A 25,969-nucleotide genomic window follows, 5' to 3' on the forward strand; every position below is an offset into this window, starting at 1 on the left:
CACTCGGCTTCTATGCTTCTTCCTGTTCTACACACTTTGCCGATAAATCGCATTCTGCTGTAAATGTTCCAAAACGACATCGACCACCCGATCCTGTTCAGCACTCGTCAGATTCGAGCCGGATGGCAAGCATAGCCCTTGTGCAAACAATTGCTCGGACACACTAAGATGCGACTCGTGAGGGAAATATAAGCTGGAGTGGAACATCGGCTGCAGATGCATCGGCTTCCATACGAGACGCGACTCGATGCCGTTCTGCTGCAGAGCAGTTTTGATCGAGAGCGGATACGTCCCCGTACGCTTGCAGTCAACCAAGATAACCGTAAGCCAGCAAGTCGATCTTCCGTAGGTAGGTTCTGATATCAGTCGAATACCATCATAAGCTTCCAATACACTCCGATACCGCTGATATACAGCCCTTCTTGCGGCAATTCGCCCTTCAATCACGGTGAGCTGACCACGTCCAATTCCTGCCAGCACATTGCTCATCCGGTAATTGTACCCCATCTCATAATGCTCATAGTACGGCAGATCTTCTTTAGCCTGTGTCGCCCAATGTCTGGCCTTTCTAAGTGCCACGGGGTCGCTGCTCACCAGCATTCCCCCTCCGGATGTGGTAATGAGCTTATTGCCGTTGAACGAATAGATGCCGAAATGACCGATTGTCCCACAATGTCTGCCACGATAGGTCGTACCTAGTGACTCTGCTGCATCTTCCACCACAATAATGCCATAACGATTGCAGATAGCCATAATTGCATCCATATCTGCGCTCTGCCCATAGAGATGAACGATGACAGCAGCTTTCGGCGTCTTCCCCTCTTGCGCAAGCTGCTCACATGCCCGTTCCAGCGCCTCTGGCGACATATTCCAGGAGTTCGGCTCCGAATCAACAAATACAGGAATCCCGTTCAAGTACAGGATAGGATTCACACTAGCTATAAAGGTAAACGTGGAACATAGCACATAATCGCCCGCTTCTACCCCGGCCAGCCGTAAAGCCAAATGGATGGCCGCCGTCCCTGAGCTTAGCGCAACTGCTCCTTGCGCCCCTACATAATGGGCCACTTCTTCTTCAAATGCCTGAATATGCGGACCGACGGAGGACAGCCAATTACTAGCAAATGCCTCATCGATTTTAATCCGTTCTTCATCTCCCATATGCGGAGGAGACAGATATATATAAGGCTTAGACATACTGGGTCACCTCTGCTGAGTCAATCCCAACCGCCATAAGTGAAGGGTCGCGATAAAATGGGAAATACTCGCTCTCCGTAATACCATTAAATTTGCTTTTCAATAATTTGTATAGGTAGGGATCTCGTACTTTCCTTCCAACATAGAAGTCCAATGGTTCATGATTATTGAACCCTTTCTTGAAGCGATACAAGGAATCATTGCCTGTATAACCGCCGCCTAAATGAATCTTCTTGAATCCTCGTTCCTTGAAGTGCTGTATGGCGAAGTACAGCAAAAAATTATTGGGCGCGCAAGAAAAATATCGCTCATTGGAAGCGAGCAGATGATAGTGCACATGTTCACCTTCATGCAAAAATATCGATGCACAAACCAACTCGTCTTCCGCGTATATTCCCAGCATGGTGAGCTGATCGGATAGGCGATCCAGCATGTCATAAAAGTATTGTTCGGTAAAGTAATAGCTGGCCTGAGCCTTCACACGATCCATCGTGTGATAATACATATCAATGAAAGATTGAAGCCGTTCTAACGTCATCGTTTCCTGCCGTCCAAAAAGTCCAGATTTCAAAGATACACGAATTCGATTCCGGTTCTTGGAGCTGAACTTGGCGAAAATATCGTCCACCGCCGGTTCTAAATCCACACTGATCGTATTGCGCACGAAGCACGGATCCACGTCCATGTAATCCTGATGATTGCGATAAAGAGGATGAAATCTGACAAACTCCGTTATAATTTTTTGATCCTTACAATAGCTGGAGAAGGCTTGCTGAAATCGCCCAAGCAATCCATTACGATCTTCATTATGTAAGGAAGTGCATATAGGTCCTCCATAACCGTATGGGGTAATAATGTCGTACATTTCCGGAGCGTCTTCCCATAAGCGCTTAATATGCGGTAGAGTATTGACTTGCCTGAGAACAAATGGATACATGACAGTTCCGGTATCTTCTTTGTAAATAAATAGACGTGCCGATTCTTCCTGTCCGCTCTCGTATAAGGAGCAATAGCCTGATAACCAATATATGTCCGGATTCACTATACTCATGGCAAGTTCATCCCATTGCTTCCTATCGTCAGGCGACAGTATTTGAACATTACCCAATTGGACACCCTCCTTGAATGACGAACGAATGATAGTAATTCGCATACGGCTTCCAGAACGAGTTGCGAATGTTGGAGTTGTGCCACAATAAAACGAACTGTCCGCGATATCGATGCACGACTCCTAGAAGGTTATTCATCTGCTCAAACATCTGAGCGGGTTCAAGTCCTTGATAACCGCCAAGGCTTACCTCCATTGCGGTTAGAGGGAGCTCCTGTAGAGATAAAGGCTGTCTGGCATGAATATCAAAGACACGGTATGAATGGCAGATTCCGCTGCGAAACCCGATTTCATCGGCATACCCAATCGTACTGTCTATCTTCATCCCAGCTCGCTCCCATATGCCCCATGTATCCGGAACACGGAAGCGCAAATAATGATGCCTTCCCTCTGTCACCACGCATCCCGCCGCCTCTTGAAGCCGCTCCTTCTCTTGCAAGAACAACTCTTCATTGCAGTATGCATCATAGCTGGGGTGGAATCCGACGATATGACCGCGCTCACGTACACGCTTGAGCACCGAACGAGCGAGTTCTCCCCGGACATCATATCGATTGTCGTAAAAGGTCGTGCCCCCCGCCATAAAATAGAACCTGGATTGAACTCCTGCCTGCTCAGACAGGTCCATCAGCCAATCAAATGTATCGTACGGGTCGGCACATCTACCTGACTTTACTTGTATGTATTCCTGCATGCTTCGAATGGGAGCCAATGGACTCAAGTTGGCCAAGCCTCTTGCCATACTCCGAATAAGACGCTTCATACCGTCCCAATATCGCAAATCATCCACATCATGCGTCACAATCAATTCAGAGGGACGATTTGTTCGTTCTGCCTCCAACCCTACTTCAATGAGCATATTCCAGAGCATCTCAGCCATCTCATTCACAACAGGACGCTGCCAGAAGCGGCTCCGAACAGCCAAACTGCCGGATGAGGGGAACCGTTCATGACGGTCTCTTATGTTCGCGCACTCTTCCCATCGAGTGAGCATAAAAAAGCAAGCAGCCAGCAGATCTGCTTCGCAATACAAGTCCCCTCCATCCACTCGCCATTCCCCTCTCCCGAACCATACGGGCAAATCCCCTTCGGGAGCAAATCTGGAGTTGGCATAGGACACACGTAGTTGGCTCGTATCCGCGGACAAGTAAGACAATCCATCCTCATATTGAGCAAAGAAGGCATCTCTGATATACAGGCTGCTCCCGTTCGACAGTGCGAACCGGATATAGGGCGACTGATCCTTATCATTGTCCACGACGAGCTGATACGGTAATCCAAGCATATCGCCGACCAATTGTTGAATGATATATGTTCGTTCGGGTACGAACAATGCAGGTATTGTAATAATCATGGCCCTTAACCCTTTCCTGTCCTCATCTTATCAAGACAATGGCTTCACCATGCGAAACGCTACAGCCAACTGTTCCATGCCGGAGTGAGGCGGCTCTTCCCCTCCGTCTGACACAAGCACCCTTCGATGCGGGGCAAGACGTGCAAGCAGAGCAAGCACATCCTTATTCATTGCAGCTTTCAAGCGCATACGGAAATAATTCTCCTTCATAAGCACAATTCGTTCTTCTTGATGATCGAAGCTCACGCGAAAGAATCCATATCCATACACTTCGAGGCTGGCTACCGCTTGCGGCCAGTCTTGAATCATATAATCCAAGCTGCCCTCTTCCGCTTCTACGTCCATCCATTGATGCAGCGGAGCACTTGCATACCAATAATAAGCATGCTGGCGAACGAATCCGTTCCGCTCATATAGCCGAATGGCAGATTCGTTCGTGTCGAATGCATCAAGCTGCACGGAAGAGAAGCCCTCCTTCGCGGCGTGAATGCTTGCCTGTCGAATCACATGGGAGCCGATGCCTCTTCCTCTGAACAGAGCAGATACGTAGAAATTATTCAGAAATAAGATGTCATCGAACAGTCTCCATTCTGCGAAGCCAATCAGGGAATTCGCATTCGTATATATCCCTATAAAATGCGAAGTGAAACGAGACGGAGGGATAGCAAGCGAAGCACGCAAAAAATCAGCATATCCATGGGCCGAAAAAAGCGTCGCTTCATAGAGCCCCGCAGTCATCCATGTCTCGCTCATGCGGGAGATTTCCTCATAATGTTCCGGTTCCAACGTTCGGACATGAACAGATTCGCCTCGTGACTCGATGCGGCAGTCAGGAAATAATCGTTTCCACATGTCCCCATCACCCCTCGCGGCTGTGATATCGTTCCTTATCGAGGTCAGAAGCCCCACGACTTCCAGGAAGTGCAACTCCCTCCCGCTTGACCACGGTAATGATTGTTAAGAACAAAATTTTGATATCCAGCCAGAAGGACCAGTTCTCCACATACTGGACGTCAAGCTCCAAACGTTCATTCCAGGATAGATGGTTCCTTCCCTTCACCTGGGCTAATCCAGTAATGCCCGGACGAACATGGAATCGTTTCTGTTCCCGCTTCGTGAAGTACGGCAAGTGCTTCACGAGCAAAGGACGTGGTCCTACCAGGCTCATGTCTCCGCGCAACACGTTCCACAATTGGGGCAGCTCATCCAAGCTCGTTGAGCGCAGGAACGTACCGAAAGGGGTAATGCGGTGGGCATCTGGAAGCAGTTGCCCTGCACTGTCTCTGGCGTCTGACATCGTGCGAAATTTATAAACCTGGAATACGCGTTTATCCTTGCCCGGCCTCTCCTGCTTGAAAATGGCCGGCGAACCTAATGCAACGCGAACGCAAATATAGGTAATAAGGAGGATTGGGCTGATTACGAGCAGTAAAATGGACGAAACTGCAATATCGAATATACGCTTCATTACTGATGCTGCAGCAATTGTTCCTCGGCCACTTGACGGAGAACGCGTGCAGGAATCCCCATGACCAATTGCTGTCCTTCCACATCTTTAGTAACAACACTTCCAGCCGCGACAACGGCTTCTTCTTCAATGACAACCCCCGGCAGCGTTACGACTCCAGCCCCAAGACGTCCGCCCTTCTTCACAGTTATTCCCTTCATCCACTTAAATCGTTCCTTCGTTCGGCCAATGAAATTGTCATTGCTCGTGATAACACCCGGCGCAACAAATACATCATCACCAATAGTGGAATAAGCCGTAATGTAACAATTCGTTTCCAGCTTGCAGCGTGCGCCTACCGTACAATCGTTCTCTACCGAAGCTCCGCGTCCGATAATCGTACCAGCACCTACACGTACACGTTCACGCACAGTAGCTAGGTCGGCGACGAATACATCCTGCTCCAGAACAGCGCCCGCATATACGATGCTAGCTGTTCCAATCGTACAGCCTTCCTCGATGATGCACGGATCCTGGCTTCCTCTATCTTGAAGTACAGATCGTTTCGCACGAAATGGCTGCTTGCCGATGACGGCTTGATCCATAATCGTTACCCCATCGCACAAAACCGTCTTCTCTTCGATGATGACATGACGGCCAATAACCGCTCCCTTGCCAATGACCGCACCTGCTCCAATGATGCTCCCATCGCCAATGCAGACTCCATCTTCGATTGTCACTCCATCACCAATTACACAGAAATATCCCAGCCTCACCTGTTCTCCCATTCGAATATCCTGTCCCAACACTTGCAATTCTGCTGCTGCATGCTTGTCATCCTTTATCCCCATCTTCGAATCATCCCCTCTACACATCGTAGGACGCAGCCGTATTGCGCTTGCTAACTCGCTTCTCGTTACGCCCAACGTCCTCCGCTATTGCCGCGGAGAGCTTATAGGACATGCGTTCCCAATCATGCTCTCGTTCCACATACGCTCTTGCTCTATGGCCCATTTCCTCCCGATCCTTCAACTGCCTCGCCAGTTTGGACAGAGCTTCACTTAATTCCTCTGGATCTTGCAGGACAAGACCGATTCGTTCCTTTGCAATGACTGAGTCGTCAATCTTGCCAACGAGAAGAGTCGGCAATGAAGAAGCCATATAGTCGTACATTTTGTTGAAGCTCATGCCCCATTTGTAGACAGAAGCATCACGCAGCGCAATTAAGCCTACATGAGCCCGCGCCAAAAGTGTGGGCACGGCTTCCTTCTTCACAAGTGGGAGGAAGGCTACATTAGTCAATCCCGCTTGTTCCGCCTGCTGCACTAGAGCTTCCTTCTCCGGTCCGTCCCCAACAAAGACGAATTGAATGTTACTGTCGGTTCCCTTACTAAGTGCTGCTGCTTCCAAAAGGTGATGTATGCCGTCAGAAATACCGTGCGATCCGGTATAAATCGCAATGAACTTCCCTTGCCATTGTTCAAATTGGCGCTCCACCTCAGAAGGGAGTTCGGCCAGCGGAAGAGCGAAGCGCTCCATATCGACACCATTAGGCAGAACCAGTACCTTCGATCCCAGCCCGCTCTGCTTCTCCACATAATCAGCAGCTTTATCGAACAGCACGATGATGCGGGACGCCTTCCGATATAAATGAGATTCCAGCCAATAGAGCGCCTTGACGATCGGATGGTTCGGCGACATCTTGCCGAAGTCTATGAGTGTCTGCGGCCATAAGTCTCGTTCCTCGAAGTAGAATACCGCATTATGATGAGCAGCAAGGCGGGAACCGATCCATGCAGCCGCAGGATGCATAAGAGAGCCGATGATGAGATCGGGGCTCTCTTTGCGCCGCCGCCCCTCCCAATAACAGCGCCATGTATAATCCAGCATATTCTTAACGCGCCGCCAATCATTGCGCTTATAAGCCGTTGTGCGGAGCCAGACGAACCGCACTCCATCATATGTCACTTCCCGAACCGCATTGCGCGAGCCTTCCAAATGATTAATCCAATTCTGATGCCCGTAGGCGGAAGCAAATATCGTGACACTCGCTCCTTGCCTCACAAGCTGCTTCGCCAAATCAAAATGACGAGTCCCTCCGCCTGTGCCAGGGGCGACTCCGTAATGATTCACGATCCATATGTTCATTCCAGCTACACTCATACTGCCGCCTCCTTCCAATGCAAAGTTTCCACTTGCATCGCATAATCCAGCGAGCTTAACCCGCCCGTAAACCCTTCCTTGGCATGTCTTTGCGGATAAGAAAACGGTGTGAATTCGTGATATTCCACCCGGATTCCATATTTGTGAAATATGGATTCATCTAAATACTCCCTGCCGCTGGGGCCTGATAAATAAACATCGCCGCCTGCCTCATGAACGAGCTGAGCAAGCAGCTCCGATTTACTCCCATCTGCCAACATGGAACTGGAACGGATGAGCGGAGTGCGAATGTCCAGCCAGTTCATGAGCAGCTCGATGCTCGGTATAGCAAAATCGACAAGGCGCTCATATTTCGCACCGTAGAGATCGTGCAGTTCATTTTTCCGCTGAAGATACCCAGGGCATTTGCCATAGCTGGCCTCGAGCTGGCGCATGTGCTCCGCCTGCCAGTCGCGGTTGTTCGCAATTCGCACATCGATCGTCCTCGTTCCGAACAAGCCTTCCTTCGCTACGGGAATAGTCAGCCATTTCGGACCGCCTTGCGTGTCGATCATTGTGCGATTTTGATAGCCATTTTTCGTGAATTGAACGGTATCGAGCAAGATGAACAAATCCGAGCAGGCCATCTTATGAAAAAAACCAAGCCACGGCAGGACATTCGGCTGATGAATGCTGACAATCATATTCTCACCCTTAGGGGTTCAAAGGCTTCGGCATACTCTTCACCGATTTGAACGCCTCGAATTTTGGCCAATCCAAATACCATCTCTCTCGTAAAATAGCTCCGGTTCAGATGCAGCTGAGAACGATATTGCTGCAAAGCCTCCCATTTCCGCTCCATATATTTCCGGTCAAGCGGGGCAAATATTCGTGAATTGGTGCTCAGTTGATTCCAAGGGAGCTCGTAACCGTAAAGGGATTGTTCCTTGAATGCGCGCTGGCTCTCACTACAGATGACCTGATGATCTTGGTGTATATCGGACGAGGATGGCACTAGGACCAAATCCGGTTTCATGTCTCGCTTCATTCCAACGAGAACTTCCAGCAATTCTTGGCGATGGGTGGGAAATTGGCGGACAGGGAATCGATAGATGATGCGATTGTCATGTGGAATTTCCAATACGTCCATGGATGCATGAAATTCATGCGCCAGCGTGTCTTTGGCGAAATCGCCTGGCAATGATTGCTCAGCTACCGAAAACGCCGCGACAACAACATTAGCTCCAGACTCGATCTGCTTCGCAATAAACGCGCCGCAGCCTAGTTCCGCATCATCCGTATGAGGAGCCAGCACCAAAATGTTACGAGCGCTAACTTGTGTTGGTAGTACCATGCTACTTTACAACCTTCCTTTCACGTTCCCTATTCATCATGCCAAAGGCAGTTTGCTGTACTTCTTCCTTCCTGATGCGACCCGTGACGTCGGCATAAACATGCAGCAGCTTTTCTTTTTCTACATTCCAATGATAGAGAGACTGAACTGCTTCTTGCCCGCAGCGCCCCATTTCTTCCGCTTCTTCATGATGCGTAATGAGCCAATCGATTCGTTGCGATATGCCTTCAAGATCGAAGGGGTCGACGCAAAATCCGCAGCCTGCTTGCTCAATAATCTGCCTCCACTTCGGGAAGTCAGAGGCGATGACGGGAATGCCTGCCGCCATATATTCGAACAGCTTGATCGGGAGCGCGTCTATGTAATTGATCGTCGGGTGCAAAATAACGAGCCCTGCTCTCGAACGAGCCATCGTTTCATATACCTGCTTACGGTTCAACTGCCCGAGGTAATCAACTTTGGCCCAGCCGGAACGTCCCATAGCAACATGCTTCTCCTCGGCAGAAGCGAAGGAACCCGCCAGCAAAAGCTTTTTATCCGGTATTCCGAACTCCATGGCGCCAACTATCTGCTGAAGTCCGCGAATATTCCCGATGGAGCCAACATAACAGACGGCGTCCTCCTTACCTGCATGTTGGGAAATGCCAATGAATTCCCCGGATTGTACAGATTGTACGGATTGTGGTGACTCGGCAGTGTGTACGAATTCGTCCAGAATTGGATAATTGCACACTGTCTTGGTGTAACACTTCGGGTGTCTAGCGAACCGTTCTTCAATATGAGTCGTTGCCGTTACAATCGCATCGAAGCGAAGACTAGCCCAGAGCTCTATCCGCTCCACCAATCGAGATACGCCGCCTCTTAGCCACTTCGGAATCCACCCTTTGCTCAAAATCTGGCGCGGGACATCTTCATGCACATCGTATATGACTCTGTATCCCTTTTTCTTCAGCCACAACCCTATCGGAATCAATTCTGGATCATGAAAATGGTATACGTCTGCATCTATTTGCCTCGCCGCCCGATAGAGTCGCCATGTTGTCGTCCACATTCTCTCAGACCGAGAACGTGGAATCGGCAGAGGGACAATGCGCACCCCTTCAATAACTTCCTCTCCATGGTGCGGTACAATGAACAGTGTGTTATATCCAGCCTTGGCCAGCGAGACGGCTTCTTTGTACGTTATGCGGGAATCGTTGGCATCGTGGGCCGTACTAAGCATGCATACCGTGAACAAATGATTACGCTCATGTTGATCCTCCATCAATCCGCTGCTGCCATATTTAACGGTGTGCAATAGAATGCTCCTCCTCTCGCGCTGCTAATAATCCTGCTTTAGTTATGACTGGAAGCAGGCCGATTACGGCAAAGAACGCTCGATTGTCGGGAATATCGCCACTGACCGTTACATTGAACAGCATGGCTATAAATATCATGACCAGCACGATCCAGCGCTCGGATTGAGCAGATTTCAAGATCAATATCGCATATCGAATCGTAATGCCAATCAATAAAGCTAAGAGCAGCAAGCCAATACCACCGAGTTCTACCATCACTTCGATGAACAGATTATGCGGATAATCGCGGAAATCGTCCATCTGAGACAGCACAGGCCATGATCCAATCCCATTGCCCCGCAATGGGGATCTCAGCCAGTAATCTCCCGCTTCGCCTGCATACGACACCCTTGCGGAGGCCGAACCCCCAATTCCATCACTTCCCGGCATCAGCAGAGATAGCCGGAGCAATGTCTGTGGTGGATTCGGAGATGCAGACCATATTACCGCTGTAGAGATCGCCCCCGCTATCATGGCAAGCAACAATAAGCTGTAACGCCTTACGTACATCCGATTGTGCTCCAATCGAATCGAATACAGCATCGGCAAGAGCAAGGACAGAAATGTTGCTAGCAGAGGACCTCTACCCCCGCCAACAAATAAGTGAAACATACAAATACCGAATGAGAACAATGAGAACAATTTATACAGGGCTTCTCTCTGTCCGAACAGAAGCTGCCACATGAATACAATTGCACCTAAGCTCGAAATTTGGCCTGCTCCTAAATACGTGCCACCCATAACGTTGACAAATCCCTTCCCCCCGGACGCTGCGTAGGTGAGGATCCCTTCCCCTGCAATCCATAAGGAGAATATGCCGAGCGCCATTATGAATCGCTGTACCCGCTTCGGTTCCGAAGCAATGATCCATGAGCTGCCGATGATTGACCACAACACGAGTGTAAGCATCTTGGACACTTTATCAGTGGCATAGATCTGGCTTGGGGACCAGATTAGCGACAGCATCGCATAGGCTGCGAGCAGAAGATAAATGGCTGTCACCATGTAGCTGTCCCATAGAACGATGAATTTCCTCTTCATCAGTACAAAAATCGATACCAGCACACCGAGTCCCAACGTCAGCATCGTGATGTCCATCGGTATCCAACTGAATCTTGGATCGGATTTGAATACACCTGCGAACAGAAAGATCACAAATAACATTTCAAAGGAAAAAAGGGTGTGAAGGAGACTCATCAGAAGGTGATCAATCCGAATTGTGCTGGCACGCCGATGGTGATTAAAGTCGATAATATTTGGCTGAACCATACTCGCCCTTAACCGCATTGCGCGTATCGTATACAACTTGGGAGTGTTCACAGATGAACTGATAATCGAAAGCGGAATGATCGGTTGTAATGACCGTAATATCCGCTCCTCCCAGTAGCTCTCCCGTTAATTCTGACGCTTCCATACACTGTCCACGATGGATGCAGTGAACGACATGCGGATCGCTAAATACGACATCTGCCCCCTTCGACTTTAAGGCATCCATAATGGTAAGCACGGGAGATTCCCGCCAATCGTCCACATCCTTTTTGTAAGCCATGCCGAGCAGGACGATGCGCGAATTTTTTATTGTTTTCCCTTCTTCATTCAGGATCGAACCAATACGAGTCACTACATATTCCGGCATTGTTCGGTTGATTTCACCGGCCGTTTCAATGAGCCGCATATGGCAATTGTATTCACGAGCCTTCCAGCTTAAATAGAACGGATCGATCGGAATGCAGTGCCCGCCGAGGCCAGGCCCTGGATAGAACGCCATAAACCCATACGGCTTCGTCTTCGCGGCATCAATGACTTCCCAAATGTTAATCCCCATTCGATTGCACAGAAGGGTCAGCTCATTTACAAGGGCGATATTGATGTTGCGGAACGTGTTCTCGAACACCTTCTCCATCTCCGCAACTGCGGGAGAACTTACTTCAACCACATCTCCCTCCAAAACGGACCGATAGAGCTGAGCAGCCACTCGGGTGCATGACGATGTTATACCGCCAACTACTTTTGGTGTATTTTTTGTGTTATAGCTTTTGTTGCCTGGATCTACGCGTTCAGGAGAATACGCCAGGAAAAAGTCAACGCCACAGGTAAGGCCCGAAGTTTCTAGAATAGGCTTCACCAACTCATCCGTCGTCCCGGGATACGTCGTACTTTCCAAGATCACTAGCATTCCGGGACGCAAGTGCTTGGCAATTTCCTCTGTTGATTGCTTGACATAGCTCGTATCCGGTTGATGATAGCTGTCTAACGGAGTCGGCACGCAGATCGTTACGACATCCACTTCATTTATGAACACAAAATCTGTAGTTGCCATTAATTTATTCGCCTGCACCATCATGCTCAATTCTTCGTCGACGACATCGCCGATATAGTTAATTCCTTGATTAATCAGGCTCACCTTCGTGTCCTGTACGTCGAAACCGATGACTTGGAAGCCGGATTTCGCCTTCTCCACCGCCAACGGCAGTCCCACGTATCCCAAGCCTACTACGCCGATCACAGCTGACTTATCAAGCAGCTTTTCCATTAGCACATCGGCCGCACTGATCGTTAAAGAGCTGGCAACTACACTCATCTATTTATCACGTCCTTTAAAAAACTGTGTCACGGCGTCTATAATATATTGCTGATCCTGCTGAGTCAGTTCTGGGAACAACGGCAGCGCCATACAGCGGGCGGAGGCCTGCTCTGCATGCGGCAGATCGCCTTCGCTATATTCAAGCGGGCGATATACCTCTTGAAGATGCAGCGGAACCGGATAATATACACCGGAATCAATTCCCTGCTCCTTGAGATGCGCCATTAACTGTTCACGCTGATCAGTCTCAATAATGTACAAATGATAAGCATGCTTTCCGTAATCCAGCTCTGTTGGAAGCGTAATAGGCAATTGTGACAGCCCTTCTTCGTACTGCTTCACCTTCTGCCGGCGCATGTCTGTCCATTCATTCAATCTGCGCAATTTGACACGGAGCAAGCTCGCTTGAAGCTCATCCAGCCGGCTGTTATAGCCTACTCTGGCATGATAATATTTCGGATTCGAACCATGAACACGCAGCATGCGAATGGTGCGGGCAAGTTCTGCGTCGTGCGTAACGACGATGCCGCCATCTCCGAATCCCCCTAAATTTTTGGTAGGGAAGAACGAAAAGCATCCCGCAGTGCCAAGGCTTCCTGCCTGCTTCCCGTTATAATCTGCGCCCAGCGCCTGACAAGCATCTTCCACAACATGAAGTCCATGCCTCATGGCAATGTCATTCACGGCATCCATATCTGCCATCTGTCCGAAAATATGTACCGGAATAATTGCTTTCGTGCGCGGCGTTATCGCTTTCTCGATACAATTTGTATCAATCAAATACGTTTCTGGATTCACATCAACAAACACAGGAGTTGCCCCAACGCGCGAGATCACTTCCGCACTGGCAAAGAAGGTAAAGGGAGAGGTAATTACCTCATCTCCAGGACCGACGCCGAGCGCATCTAAGGTCAGCATGAGCGCATCTGTTCCATTCGCTACTCCAACGGCATACGGAACATTCAAATATTGCGCCAACTCTTCTTCGAACGCTTGAACTTGCGGGCCGTTAATATAATGGCCGCTAGATAGTACTTCTTCTGCAGCCCGCAGCAGCTCTTCTGAAATCGACGCATAGGAAGCTTGCAAATCAATAAGAGGGATGCTGCGTTTTGTTTGCACGAGAATATTAGACAACCGAATCTCCACCTTCACCTATTAGTCCATTCATTCCGATTACAGGGAAATGAGCTGCTCTTCGCTGCTCCGTTGATTCACGCTTGCATCGTAGATGTCCAACACCATCTGCAGCGCTCTCTTGCCATCTTCGCCTGATACATGCGGATCACGATCATCGCGAATCGCTTCGACCATATCCCGAATCATATGGGTATGTCCGGGTTCGCCAAAAGGATTTAAATGCGTATGCTCAACAAATGCCAACGCTTCTTGCTTATCAAGGGATGCAAAGTTCCAATATTTAATCCAGTGCGCGGTTGGACCGCCAATCACCGCTGAACCATGTTCTCCGAACAATGCAATCTCTTCCTCTAAGTTGTTCGGATAGACGGTCGAAGCAACTTCTACCGAGCCAAGTGCGCCATCGGCAAATTGCATAACAGCCAATGCCACGTCCTCCATTTCGATATTTCTCAGCCGCGTTGCCGACATGGCTCGCACTTTAACTGCCGGCCCCATCAGCCAAGCTAGCAAATCCATTGAATGGATGCCTTGATTCATCAGGACACCGCCATCCATCGCTCTCGTTCCCCGCCAAGGAGATTGATTGTAATAGTCCTGGTTCCGATTCCAGCGAAGCTTGACGCTCGCATGGCTCAGCTTGCCGAATCTCCCCTCATCCAGCATTTTCTTCAATTGCACAATTGCCGGACGATAGCGGTTCGGATGTACGACTGCCAGCTTCACCTTATGCTTGCTGCATGCTGCTATCACCCGCTCTGCATCAAGAAGCGTCAAGGCGAGCGGCTTCTCCACGACAACATGCTTGCCAGCCTGAGCCGCTTGAACGGCCATATCCGCATGCAGCCCGCTCGGCGTACAAATAATGACCACATCTACACGTGGATCCTGCAGTATGTCCCTGTACTGCAAATACGCCGCAATCCCGTCTTCTGCCCATGGTCTCATCCGCTCCGCGTCCGAGTCGCACAACGCTTGCAGTACTGCTCCTTGTACGTTCTGAATAGCTTCCACATGCTTTGCTGCAATATGGCCGCAGCCTACAATCCCGAATCGTATCATCGTGCCATCTTCACTCCTTCATCCGAACTCGAAATAGTTTCCATTAAAAAACGCTTCAAATGTAGGGGATTATCAAGAAGAAGCTCATTGAGCTGCTTATTCCAGTGCTCAAATGCGCGCTCCTCTATCAGAAGTGGATTGCCGACAAAAATGCGCTGATGTTCCGTTCTCCGCAATCCCTCCTCCTCCGTTGACAATTCCTCATGCAGCTTTTCCCCAGGTCGTATTCCCGTTACTTCAATTTCAATATCTTTGTAAGGCTCAAAGCCGGACAAACGGATTAAATCTGTTGCTAAATCCAAAATTTTAACAGGCTTGCCCATATCCAAGATGAATACCTCTCCGCCAACGGCATAGGCTCCAGCTTGAATTACTAAGGCAACAGCTTCTGGAATCGTCATGAAAAAGCGCGTCATATCCGGGTGTGTGATCGTGATGGGCCCGCCCTGCTGGATCTGCTCCTTGAAGCGCGGAATTACGCTGCCGCGGCTGCCAAGCACATTGCCGAACCGAACCGAAGTAAAGTTCGTACTGCTGCGCTCGTTCAGATGCTGGATGACCATCTCAGCCATTCGCTTCGTTGCCCCCATGACACTCGAAGGATGCACAGCCTTATCTGAAGAAATAAGGACGAAACGCTCACTGCCAAATCGATGGGCACATTCCGCTACATTCCTCGTTCCGTGCACATTATTTCGAATAGCCTCGGAAGGGTTCAGCTCCATGAGCGGGACATGCTTATGCGCCGCCGCATGAAACACGACATTCGGAGCATATTCGTGGAACAGTTGTTCAAGTCTTGGCTTATTTTGAATATCCGCAATGATTGGCATAATTTCCAACCCAGGATGAAGCCGGCGAAGCTCCGACTCAATGGCATAAATACTGTTCTCTCCATGACCAAGCAGGAGCAATAATTGCGGACTAAGGGCAGCGATCTGACGACATAACTCGGAACCAATAGAACCCCCAGCCCCTGTAACAAGAACCGTTCTACCCCGAATATAATTGCAGTTGTCTTGCAAATGCAGGCGAACAGGCTCTCTCCCAAGCAAATCCTCGACGTCTACATGACGAATATCGTTCACCGTGAGCTTGCCCTGCATCAGGTCATCCAGACTAGGCATCGTATAAATATTGCAGCCCGTTGTCTTACAGCAATCGATAAATTCGGCAATTTGCTTGCGCGGCAAGGAAGGCAGGGCGATAATAATGTCCTGAATCTGATATTGCTGTACAGCTTGCATAATCGAATCACGGCCACCAACGACCGGAATGCCCACGATTTTTTTGTTCCACTTATTTGAATCATCATCGATGAACGCTGCAGGCAGGGAGTCTGAATGCTCATTGTCCAATATCTTTTTGGCCACTAGCGACCCACAATCACCCGCTCCGATAATGAGAATGTGACGCTTCACCCGCTGATGGCTCACCGTACGTCTCTGCCTGTACCTTTGCAGCATTCGGATTCCTCCGACGGACAGAAGAACCGTCTCATAGGTCATGATCATAAACCCCCATGGCACCTCATTTCCCCATAGGAGAATAGATATTATCGAAGACATACCACAGCCAGCCGTAACGGCAGACGCAATTAACAACACATGTCTACTATCTGCATAACGCCATACTTGTTCATATAAATTGAACACCTGGAAGCCGATCAGACAGCAGACGATGGTAAGCACGCTGAACCCGAGCACGAACGAATTTCCAATCTGTCCTTCGTTAGCATGGATCGTAAGCAAATAGGACAGCCCGACACTTACAGCAATACATCCTGCATCCAGAACTGCAAAACTTCCTTTCTTGAGCCACCACAATTTCAACTCCATCACTCCATTAGTTCAGTTGTCTCTATCCCGAGCAGCTATTTCATCGCAATTACCTGTGAATTCAACGAATTGCGCCGTTCGACTTGATTGAGTACAGTGCCGATAATCGTACCGCTCACGCACTCTATGGCCTCTTTCACTTTCATGAGCGTAGCAGCTTTTACTTTTCCAGATTTAACAACGATCAGTACCGCATCGCACAAACCTGACAATATTAGTCCATCCGTGACTTTCGTTATGGGGGGCGAATCGATAAGAATCAGATCGAATTGTTCTGCAAGATGACTTAAGAGGTATTCCATTTGAGAGCTGCCCAACAGCTCGGAAGGATCACTGTTCGTCGGATTCCCAGGGAGTATGAATAAATTAGGTATGGAGCTTTCTTGTATCATTTCTTCCGACCATTGCGCAGATTCCAAATAATCGCCTAATCCGCTGCGCTTCGAGAGGGAGAATACATGGTGAAGTGTTGGCAGGCGCAGATTCGCATCGATGATTACGACTTTCTTTCCTTCCAGCGCGAAGGCAATTCCCAAATTGCTAGCTACCGTCGTCTTGCCTTCCCCATGCACGGATGAAGTCACCAAAAGAGTTCGATCATTTCGCTTGGCTAGCATATAATTCAACTTCGTTCGCAATGCGCGGTACGTTTGGGAAATGTTAGACGTCTTCTTCATATGCACTAATAGCTGAATTTTACGTCGATATCGGAACATTCTTTTTATCACCCGCCAATTTGGTATTCGCTGTCTTTTGCGTCAACATATCTCCTCTTTTGCAAGGTTCGATGGACACGAGAGGTGAAAGTTCCAGTTCCCTCAGTCGTGCTTCATTTCGCACAACATCTCCCGTCATATCTTTCATGCTGACAAACAGCATGAGTAAAATAAAGCAAGCAGCCCCAACGATCACTGTGTTGCGCAATACATGGGATTCGACTTCTGGAATCATGCGCTGTTGGTGATTCGGGTCATCGAGAATGAGAATGTTGTCCATTTTGTAGATGAATGCTACTTGTCTTTTTAGCGTGCTTGTTACATCATTCATAATGTCAATCACTCTCGATTCTGAGACGTCTCGAACGGTTATAGACATTACTGGGGTTTGCTCCACCGTGCTTACCGATATGCGATCCGCGAGTTGACTGATTGACAGGCCCCAGCTTGGATTATCACGTATAACCGCCCCAAGAATAGTAGGTGTCTTAATTAATTCCTTAAAGGTGTTCATCAAGGATATATTCAAATTCATTCTTTCCATCGTCATTTCTGCATCTGAACCGCTATTACTCATAATCATCTTTACTGTAGAGCGATAGGTCGGTTTTTGAGTTACTTGCATGAACAATGCCGCAAGCAATGTTACAATAAGGGTAGTGATGATTAGAAACCATTTTCTACGGTTGATAACTTCAAGCAAGGTTAGAAGTTCGATGGTCGTTCACTCCTTTTTGATGGATTATAATGCTTCTCTACTTGAGGAAACGTAATCGATTTATCTTCAATTGACCATCATATGGGGGGGACACTATAATAGAAAAAGAGGTTCTAAAGTCATAGTTTTGATACATTTTGTAACCTTGAACTACTTTTAGATTAAGATACATTTTGTATCGTGTCAATTCATTTCTGTATAATTTATAATTTTTTTGCGACATATTGTTTCAAAAAGGGTGTATCGTCTTAGCAAGGGAGGAATTGTTGGCATGAGTACCGGAAATCGCATATCATATCTTCGAGATCAGAAGGGATGGACACAAGAGGGACTCGCTGAGCTGCTGGGTATTACCCGAGCCGCGCTTTCTCACTATGAAAAAAATCGCCGCAAGCCTGATTTTGAAACGTTGACCAAATTAGCGGATTTATTTGGAGTATCTATAGATTATTTGGTGGGACGCATCTCCAATCCAACAACAACCTTGACACATGAGGTTCGTGAGTTTGCAGACGCTTTGGAGTTGTCTGACGAAGACTTGATGAAGAGGTTCCGTCTTACGGTAGATGGACGTGAGCTGTCTGAGGACGAATCGCGACGCTTCATCGCATTTGTGCGCGCCGAGCGTTCCATGCAGCCAACTTCCAGAATTAAGAAATAACCATAAGAAAACAATACATCCTCCATTGATCAAATGGAGGATGCTCATCTACATACTATTCAATTGCAGGTATAGCCTCCGGTCGATGGTATACATCGGGCCATCGTTCAAGATCAATTTGCAATTGAGTCAAAATGTCAAAAATATCTAGTTTAGTCTGTTTATTGTCTAGACTTGTTTCATTTTGACTTTTCAGATTATGATTCTCCCCTATTCCTCCCATAACCCGTACCTCACTTATCTTGTAATGACCACTGCTATAGCTCTTTATTTAGTTCCAAATTGCCATATTTCAATCTTTATTATAACCCATAAGATGCAGGTACACTGTCGTATCATGGGGAGAGGAGCGTACCTATTCAGTTCTACTTTTGTCGAATTTTATACGTATTCTTCAAAAATTACGAAGATGAAGGAAAAGAGCGCGGACGAACCGGGACTTTGCCTTGACGTTGAAGCCATGCATGAATGATAAAACTAATAATCGATAATACCGCAATCGCGATTGAGATGACTGCTACGCCAGCAAGCCCGCTATGATCGTACGTAACGCCCAGCAAATATGGCCCTATCATCCTTCCAATAGAGCTGATTCCACCTGCAACCCCCATATAGAATGGGGCCTCACGACCAGCCCGAGCGGATAGGAATGCTGGGACAGCCGGGGATACAAGCATTTCTCCTAGTGTTGCCAATGCCATTCCAAGCACGAAACCTGCATAGTTCGGCACAATCCAAATGACGAGATATGCCGCTCCATAAAAAATGCCGCTCCATGTCAGCTGATCCGTTACACGCTTCGCTATGGTTCTCTTCATCCATGTTGTAATCGGCTGAGCTGCAAAGATAAGTACGCCGTTCAATGTCCACAGCAGACTGTACATTGAGAGGACCATACCCTGATCTGCAATATGCGGGGCAATCCCGCTTCCCCACAAGGAATTCGCCAGCCATATGAACATGGCCCCTAAGGACATGAACAAATATATGCGATAAGCGGCTAGCTTATTCCATAGTGTCTGTTCCGGCAGCACTCCAGCTGAGGGCTGTTGTCTATCGCCAGAATTTACTGCCACTCCAGTACCTTGACTCTCAAGAGCTTGTCCGTTATTTGTCAAACTATTCTCTTGCACGGCTCCCTCTTCCTGCATGCCTTGCAGGAAGCGATAGAAGAAGAAGGCAAACCCGGCTGAGGTGACTCCGTTCAGCATGAAGGTTAAATTAAACGAAATGTCTGCGAGCACACCGCTCAATGCTGTTCCCAGCGCGACCCCGATGTTGTTCGCCACATAGATCACATTGAATAATTCGTCCCGACGGTCAGACCAGCGAAAGCCAATAAAAGATTGAATCGCCGGCATCGATACGGAATTGGCTAGGCCAATCGCCCCCATCGTAATGATATATCCCCACCAGCTGGCATATGCCGTGAACACAAGCGAGAATTGCAGCACAGAGGTAATCGCCAGTGCCCATACAAGCAGGCGTCGCACTCCTACCCGATAATACAATCCCCCTCCAAGGAACTGTCCAAATACGCCGCCGAGCATTTGTATCAGAATGACGAATCCGGCATCAGCCAAGGAGCGATTTAATTGCATGTGAACAAACAACGTCGTGAGCGGCCACATGAGAGCACCGCCTGTTGAATTAATCATGCTTGCCCAGATAAATACGTTCATCTCCCGCGTATAATTGCGGAACGCCCCCATCGGCGAAAACTTCATGGTATCACCAACGATTTCTAGTAGAAGTAGGTTGAAAAAAGCGATGGCCTGCGCCCGGATAGTTCCGAACTGCAGGCCATAGCTATCATACCATAATTTAGTTTCCGCTAGCACGTGATAAATCGCGCATATTCGCTTCAAATGCGGCAAGCAGCGCCGCTTCTCCGGTCATCCCCTGCGCCTCTACCTTCGCAATTTGCTCCATCATGCGCTTATAATCCTTCGGAATGACACGGACGAATTGCTCGCTTGCTCCATTGTCCCATTGCTGCAAGATTCGTTCCCCAATGGTGCTGCCCGTTGCTTGCACATGACGCTCAATCATGCCTCGCACCTGCTGCCCTTCTTCCGCTCCTTCAAGCAGCTCCAGCAGCACCATTTCTAGATTGCAGCGGTTCACGAATGTACGATCCTCATCCCATACATATGCGATCCCCCCGGACATCCCTGCCGCGAAGTTGCGCCCCGTCTTGCCGAGCACGACGACACGTCCGCCAGTCATATATTCACAGCCATGATCGCCTACGCCTTCGACGACCACATGTACACCTGAATTGCGAACCGCGAAGCGTTCGCCAGCGATTCCGCGAATGTAGGCTTCACCGCTTGTAGCCCCGTAGAATGCCGTATTGCCGATAATGACATTGTCCTCTGCTGCAAAAGTAGCCTGCGGAGACGGCTTCACGATAATTTTACCGCCCGATAACCCCTTGCCGACATAGTCGTTGCAGTCGCCTTCAACCGTCAACGTCATGCCGCGTGGAACAAATGCGCCGAAGCTCTGTCCAGCAGACCCGATAAATGAGTAACGGATCGTATCCTCAGGCAGTCCTGCCGCGCCGTATCTCCTCGTTACCTCGCTGCCCAATATTGTGCCTGTCGCACGATTCACATTGCATATCGGGAATGTCCCTTCCACTGGCATTCCTGATTCCAGCGCAGACTGCGCTTCGGGAACGAGCCTTGTCATATCGAGCGTCTCTTCCAAGCCATGGTTCTGAGCGCGTACTTGAATGCGCGAGGAACCTTCTGGCATCTCAGGCTGATACAGCACCGAGGACAAGTCGAGATGCTTCGCCTTCCAATGATCCAGTGCATCCTTCATGCCCAAGCATTCTGTACGCCCAATCATCTCATCCAGCGCACGGAATCCAAGCTCCGCCATCCATTCACGAAGCTCCTCTGCAATGAAGAGCATAAAGTTCACGACATGCTGCGGATCGCCTGCAAAGTTCTTGCGCAGCTCTGGATTTTGTGTCGCCACTCCGACAGGGCATGTGTCCAGCTGGCATACTCGCATCATAATACAGCCGACCGCAACAAGCGGTGCTGTGGAGAAGCCATATTCCTCAGCTCCCAGCAGGGCAGCGATAGCAAGGTCGCGTCCTGTCATCATCTTCCCGTCCGTTTCCAATACAATACGATCGCGCAAGTTGTTCAGGATCAAGGTCTGATGCGTCTCCGCCAATCCAAGCTCCCACGGCAAGCCTGCGTGACGGATCGAGCCCTGCGGTGAAGCGCCAGTGCCACCGTCATAGCCACTGACGAGAATTACATCTGCACGCCCCTTGGCTACTCCGGCAGCAATCGTCCCAACACCGACTTCCGAGACGAGCTTCACATTGATGCGCGCCTGCGGATTGGCATTCTTCAAATCATAGATCAGCTCAGCTAAATCCTCGATCGAGTAAATGTCATGGTGCGGCGGCGGAGAAATCAAGCCTACTCCTGGTGTCGAGCCGCGCACTTCCGCAACCCATGGATATACCTTGCGGCCTGGCAGCTGACCGCCTTCTCCCGGCTTGGCTCCCTGTGCCATCTTAATCTGGATCTCATCTGCGTTAACGAGATAATGAGATGTTACACCGAACCGTCCAGATGCCACCTGCTTGATCGCGCTTCTTCGGGAATCGCCATTCGCATCCTTCACATAGCGGGCTGGATTCTCTCCGCCTTCACCGGAGTTCGACTTGCCTCCGATTCGGTTCATGGCGATAGCCAAGCTCTCGTGCGCTTCCTTCGAGATCGAGCCGAACGACATTGCTCCCGTCTTGAACCGCTTCACGATCGATTCGACGGATTCCACTTCATCCACTGGAATCGCTGGGCCAATTGGCTTCAAGGTGAACAACGAACGAAGGGTTCGGCTGCTGTTGTACTCTCCTTGCACCAGCTTCGAATACTTCTTGAACAGACGGTAATCGTTCGTACGTACAGCTTGCTGCAAGGTATGAATGGTTTGCGGGTTGAACAGATGCTCCTCCCCGTCCTTGCGCCACTGATACTCGCCCCCGGAATCCAATTCCGTATCTCTTCCCGGCTGTGAGGCGAAAGCACGATAGTGATGAGACAACGCCTCCTGCGCTACTTCCTCCAAGCCAATGCCGCCGATTCGGGATGGCGTCCAAGTAAAGTATTGATCGACAAAGTCCTGCTTCAATCCAATTGCTTCAAAAATTTGTGCGCCGCGATAAGACTGTACCGTCGAGATTCCCATCTTGGACAAGATCTTCACGACGCCCTTCGTCGCGGCCTTCATATAATTCTTAACTGCCTTCTCATGCGTAATGCCGTGCATGATGCCTTGGCGAATCATATCATCCAGCGTCTCGAACACCAAGTATGGGTTCACCACACTGACGCCATAGCCAAGCAGCAGTGCATAGTGGTGTACCTCACGCGGCTCGCCCGATTCCAGCAATAGGCTTACCTTCGTACGCGTCCCTTGGCGAATGAGATGGTGATGAAGGCTGGATACTGCAAGAAGCGCCGGAATAGCCGCTTGTTCCTCCTCCACGCCACGATCAGACAGGATGATTAAATTATGTCCCTTGCCGATAACCCGATCAGCTGCCTCGCACATCGTCTTCAAAGCCGCTTCAAGCCCCGCCGCTCCTTCTGATGCTGTGAATAAGATCGGAATGGTGATCGACTTGAAGCCTGGTCTGCGAATATGGCGAAGCTTCGCAAATTCTTCATTGGAGAGCACGGGAGAATCGAGCTTAATCTGGCGGCAGCTCTCCGGCTCTGGAAGCAACAGATTCCGCTCAGGCCCGATCGTCGTGCCCGTCGCTGTGACAATCTCCTCGCGAATGGCATCGATAGGCGGGTTCGTCACCTGTGCAAACAATTGCTTAAAGTAATTGTACAGCCGCTGCGGACGTTCAGATAATATCGCAAGCGGTGCATCATATCCCATCGATCCAAGCGGCTCTACACCAGTAGCCGCCATCGGCTCGATAATCTTGCGCAGTTCCTCATAGGTGTAACCAAATGCCTGCTGGCGCTGCTGCACATTCTCATGCTTCGGCTCAGGCACTTCCGGCGCGTCCGGCAAGTCCTCAAGACTGACCAGATGCTCCTCCAGCCAAGCTTGGTACGGATTCTCCGCCGCAATCTGCGCCTTCACTTCTTCATCGGAAATGATGCAGCCTTGCTCGGTATCTACAACGAGCATGCGCCCAGGACGAAGGCGATCCTTGTAGGCAATCTGCTCTGGCGCAATATCCAGCACGCCCGCTTCCGAGCTAAGCACAATCATATCGTCCTTCGTCACATAGTAACGAGATGGGCGCAATCCATTGCGATCCAAGGTGGCTACAATTTGCACGCCGTCTGTAAACGCCATTGCCGCAGGGCCATCCCAAGGCTCCATCAGACAGCTGTGATACTCGTAGAAGGCCTTCTTCGCCGGATCCATGCTGTCATGATTGTTCCATGGCTCAGGCACCATCATCATCGCAACATGCGATAGCGGACGTCCCGCCAAATACAGAAATTCAAACGTATTGTCGAACATACCCGTATCTGAACCATCGTCATTAATGACTGGCTTCACCTTCTCCAGATCAGCGCCGAAGGCGCCTGATGCGAACAATGTCTGACGCGCATGCATCCAGTTCACATTGCCGCGAAGCGTGTTGATTTCACCATTATGAATCATATAGCGATACGGATGGGCACGCTCCCAACTCGGGAACGTGTTCGTGCTGAAGCGTGAATGAATAAGTGCAATCGCAGATTCGAGCAAATCATGCTGCAGATCGAGATAGAACTGCCCAACTTGCTCGGTGGTCAGCATTCCTTTATATACAATTTTCCGGCAAGACATGCTCGAAATATAGAACGTGCTCGCTTCCTCTTCACCGGTATAGCGAATTTCCCGCTCCATCCGCTTGCGAATCATGTACAGCTTGCGTTCGAAGGCCAGTTCACTCTCACTATCCGCATTCCGTGCGATAAACACTTGGCGCACATAAGGCTGAACTGCCTGTGCGGATTGACCAAGACCTTCCCCATTCGTCGGTACAGTACGGAATCCGATTAATTGATGCCCTTCTTCCTCAACGATGCGGCGAAGACGCGTTTCATGCTCTTCCCGCGCTTGCTCATTCTGCGTCAGGAACAGCATACCTACGCCGTATTGACCTGATTCCGGAAGTGCAATTCCTTGCTGGTCCAACTCGCGAGCAAAGAAGCGATGCGGAATTTGCAGCATAATTCCTGCTCCATCGCCTGTATTCGGTTCGCTTCCTTGACCGCCGCGATGCTCCATATTCACCAGCATCTGTAGCGCCTGACGTACGATATCATGGGATTTCTGCCCTTTAATATGAGCAACGAAGCCCATTCCGCACGCATCTTTTTCAAATCGTGGATCATATAAGCCTTGCTTGGGAGGTAATCCGTTCAGTTTCATACGAAGCAACCTTTCTATTTAAAAGTGATCGACATACGTTGCATAGGATCGACAGCAATCAACACGTTCTCTTTAAGAATTTATAATTATTCATTTGTATTGTTTCATTATTTTATCACCACGCTAATATGATGGCAATTTAATATTTTTATGTCCTTGATAAGTTATTATAGTTGATAATTCCTTTATATAGAGCCAAGATGATCAATCCCCCTCTATGCATAGATCACCATTTTCGTTTATAAATTCTCGTTCTTTTTTTGCATTTTTCGACATATATGAACCATTATTTTCTTTGAAGAGGATAAATAATATAATTTTATTTGTATTTATATTCATTTGTGTGTATATTAAATTTACCTGCTATCGGAGCATCTACAGATCATTCACCAATTATTGTATTTACAAATCTGTAATTATAGATATAATGAGACGTATGGAACCTTTACTCATTTGCAAAGCTTTGTCTAATGACACACGCGCCCAAATTCTTCAATGGTTGAAGAATCCTGAAGAACATTTCAATGAAGAGAAGTACATTCAGTATGGAATATCATTTGCAACAGGCATATGCGTAGGCGATATTCAGAAAAAGACAGGGCTTGCGCAATCGGTCATCTCCAGCTACCTGCTCACAATGCAGCAAGCTGGACTATTAGAGTCTGAACGAATCGGCAAATGGACGTACTATCGCCGCAATGAACGCACGATACGAGAATATGCCGATTACGTCACCCATCACTTGTAGAGGAGGAGGAATATCTCTTTTTTTGTTAGAATACATCTATATTTTTAGATATGTATTTATGTATATCAAATGGAATGGCATAAATGGGTTGAAGTGTATTGAAGTGAAGCTCATTGAAGTGAAATTATTTGAATGAA

21 protein-coding genes are annotated in these 25,969 nt (G+C 48.8%); 2 read left to right on the top strand and 19 right to left on the bottom strand.

Annotated features, from left to right (window positions below; genetic code table 11):
- Positions 1-27 precede the first annotated feature (27 nt).
- From PBN151_RS01910 to PBN151_RS01990, 17 genes are read right to left on the bottom strand one after another with little or no spacing between them, the layout of a single operon-like run.
- On the bottom strand, positions 28-1,197 hold the full coding sequence (locus PBN151_RS01910; RefSeq protein WP_072727417.1) for a DegT/DnrJ/EryC1/StrS family aminotransferase: 1,170 nt from the start codon (positions 1,195-1,197) through the stop codon (positions 28-30).
- Entirely contained in the window at positions 1,190-2,305 is a 1,116-nt protein-coding gene (locus PBN151_RS01915) for a lipid II:glycine glycyltransferase FemX (RefSeq protein ID WP_072727418.1), read from the bottom strand. Before PBN151_RS01915 ends, PBN151_RS01910 begins: the two co-directional genes overlap by 8 nt.
- On the bottom strand, positions 2,298-3,659 hold the full coding sequence (locus tag PBN151_RS01920) for a polysaccharide deacetylase family protein (RefSeq protein ID WP_072727419.1): 1,362 nt from the start codon (positions 3,657-3,659) through the stop codon (positions 2,298-2,300). The genes PBN151_RS01915 and PBN151_RS01920 overlap by 8 nt, the downstream gene beginning before the upstream one ends.
- Positions 3,660-3,689: 30 nt before the next feature.
- A complete protein-coding gene (locus tag PBN151_RS01925) occupies positions 3,690-4,511 on the bottom strand; it encodes a GNAT family N-acetyltransferase (RefSeq protein WP_072727420.1) in 822 nt (273 codons plus the stop codon).
- A gap of 7 nt (positions 4,512-4,518) precedes the next feature.
- On the bottom strand, positions 4,519-5,127 hold the full coding sequence (locus PBN151_RS01930) for a sugar transferase (RefSeq protein WP_072727421.1): 609 nt from the start codon (positions 5,125-5,127) through the stop codon (positions 4,519-4,521).
- Positions 5,127-5,957 carry an acyltransferase gene (locus PBN151_RS01935; RefSeq protein WP_083544797.1) on the bottom strand — a complete coding sequence of 277 codons (831 nt, stop codon included), beginning with the start codon at positions 5,955-5,957 and terminating at the stop codon, positions 5,127-5,129. Before PBN151_RS01935 ends, PBN151_RS01930 begins: the two co-directional genes overlap by 1 nt.
- 16 nt (positions 5,958-5,973) lie before the next feature.
- Positions 5,974-7,269, bottom strand: a complete 1,296-nt coding sequence (locus tag PBN151_RS01940; RefSeq protein ID WP_083544800.1) for a glycosyltransferase family 4 protein — start codon at positions 7,267-7,269, stop codon at positions 5,974-5,976.
- Complete coding sequence (locus PBN151_RS01945; protein WP_072727422.1) at positions 7,266-7,952, bottom strand: WbqC family protein; 687 nt, start codon at positions 7,950-7,952, stop codon at positions 7,266-7,268. The genes PBN151_RS01940 and PBN151_RS01945 overlap by 4 nt, the downstream gene beginning before the upstream one ends.
- Positions 7,949-8,602, bottom strand: coding sequence for a PIG-L deacetylase family protein (locus PBN151_RS01950; protein WP_065292608.1), 654 nt, complete (start codon positions 8,600-8,602; stop codon positions 7,949-7,951). Before PBN151_RS01950 ends, PBN151_RS01945 begins: the two co-directional genes overlap by 4 nt.
- A gap of 1 nt (position 8,603) precedes the next feature.
- Positions 8,604-9,899: a glycosyltransferase family 4 protein gene (locus PBN151_RS01955; RefSeq protein ID WP_227774295.1), complete on the bottom strand. Its 1,296-nt coding sequence runs from the start codon at positions 9,897-9,899 to the stop codon at positions 8,604-8,606.
- Positions 9,886-11,208 (bottom strand): O-antigen ligase family protein, encoded by a 1,323-nt coding sequence (locus PBN151_RS01960; protein ID WP_139295252.1) that lies wholly within the window; start codon positions 11,206-11,208, stop codon positions 9,886-9,888. Before PBN151_RS01960 ends, PBN151_RS01955 begins: the two co-directional genes overlap by 14 nt.
- Positions 11,180-12,493 (bottom strand): nucleotide sugar dehydrogenase, encoded by a 1,314-nt coding sequence (locus PBN151_RS01965; protein ID WP_072727749.1) that lies wholly within the window; start codon positions 12,491-12,493, stop codon positions 11,180-11,182. Before PBN151_RS01965 ends, PBN151_RS01960 begins: the two co-directional genes overlap by 29 nt.
- A gap of 27 nt (positions 12,494-12,520) precedes the next feature.
- Positions 12,521-13,645 carry a DegT/DnrJ/EryC1/StrS family aminotransferase gene (locus PBN151_RS01970; RefSeq protein WP_072727750.1) on the bottom strand — a complete coding sequence of 375 codons (1,125 nt, stop codon included), beginning with the start codon at positions 13,643-13,645 and terminating at the stop codon, positions 12,521-12,523.
- 54 nt (positions 13,646-13,699) lie between these two features.
- Positions 13,700-14,725, bottom strand: a complete 1,026-nt coding sequence (locus PBN151_RS01975; protein WP_072727423.1) for a Gfo/Idh/MocA family protein — start codon at positions 14,723-14,725, stop codon at positions 13,700-13,702.
- A complete protein-coding gene (locus PBN151_RS01980) occupies positions 14,722-16,557 on the bottom strand; it encodes a polysaccharide biosynthesis protein (RefSeq protein WP_227774297.1) in 1,836 nt (611 codons plus the stop codon). The genes PBN151_RS01975 and PBN151_RS01980 overlap by 4 nt, the downstream gene beginning before the upstream one ends.
- Before the next feature lie 41 nt (positions 16,558-16,598).
- Positions 16,599-17,279 carry a CpsD/CapB family tyrosine-protein kinase gene (locus tag PBN151_RS01985; protein WP_021254368.1) on the bottom strand — a complete coding sequence of 227 codons (681 nt, stop codon included), beginning with the start codon at positions 17,277-17,279 and terminating at the stop codon, positions 16,599-16,601.
- Positions 17,260-17,997, bottom strand: coding sequence for a YveK family protein (locus PBN151_RS01990; RefSeq protein WP_083544802.1), 738 nt, complete (start codon positions 17,995-17,997; stop codon positions 17,260-17,262). The genes PBN151_RS01985 and PBN151_RS01990 overlap by 20 nt, the downstream gene beginning before the upstream one ends.
- Positions 17,998-18,268: 271 nt before the next feature.
- Between PBN151_RS01990 and PBN151_RS01995 the strand changes: the two genes are divergently transcribed.
- Complete coding sequence (locus tag PBN151_RS01995) at positions 18,269-18,658, top strand: helix-turn-helix domain-containing protein (protein ID WP_021254370.1); 390 nt, start codon at positions 18,269-18,271, stop codon at positions 18,656-18,658.
- 401 nt (positions 18,659-19,059) lie between these two features.
- Here PBN151_RS01995 and PBN151_RS02000 read toward each other — a convergent pair whose 3' ends face one another.
- The gene (locus tag PBN151_RS02000; protein WP_072727751.1) at positions 19,060-20,370 is read right to left on the bottom strand and encodes an MFS transporter; all 1,311 of its coding nucleotides are present in this window, start codon (positions 20,368-20,370) and stop codon (positions 19,060-19,062) included.
- Positions 20,371-20,482: 112 nt separating this feature from the next.
- The gene (gltB, locus tag PBN151_RS02005; protein ID WP_072727426.1) at positions 20,483-25,084 is read right to left on the bottom strand and encodes a glutamate synthase large subunit; all 4,602 of its coding nucleotides are present in this window, start codon (positions 25,082-25,084) and stop codon (positions 20,483-20,485) included.
- A 436-nt stretch (positions 25,085-25,520) separates the two neighbouring features.
- Between gltB and PBN151_RS02010 the strand changes: the two genes are divergently transcribed.
- Positions 25,521-25,832, top strand: a complete 312-nt coding sequence (locus PBN151_RS02010) for an ArsR/SmtB family transcription factor (RefSeq protein ID WP_021254373.1) — start codon at positions 25,521-25,523, stop codon at positions 25,830-25,832.
- The last annotated feature ends 137 nt before the right edge of the window (positions 25,833-25,969 follow it).

It is taken from the genome of Paenibacillus sp. NAIST15-1 (genome assembly GCF_001894745.1).
Taxonomy (GTDB): domain Bacteria; phylum Bacillota; class Bacilli; order Paenibacillales; family Paenibacillaceae; genus Paenibacillus_B; species Paenibacillus_B suaedae.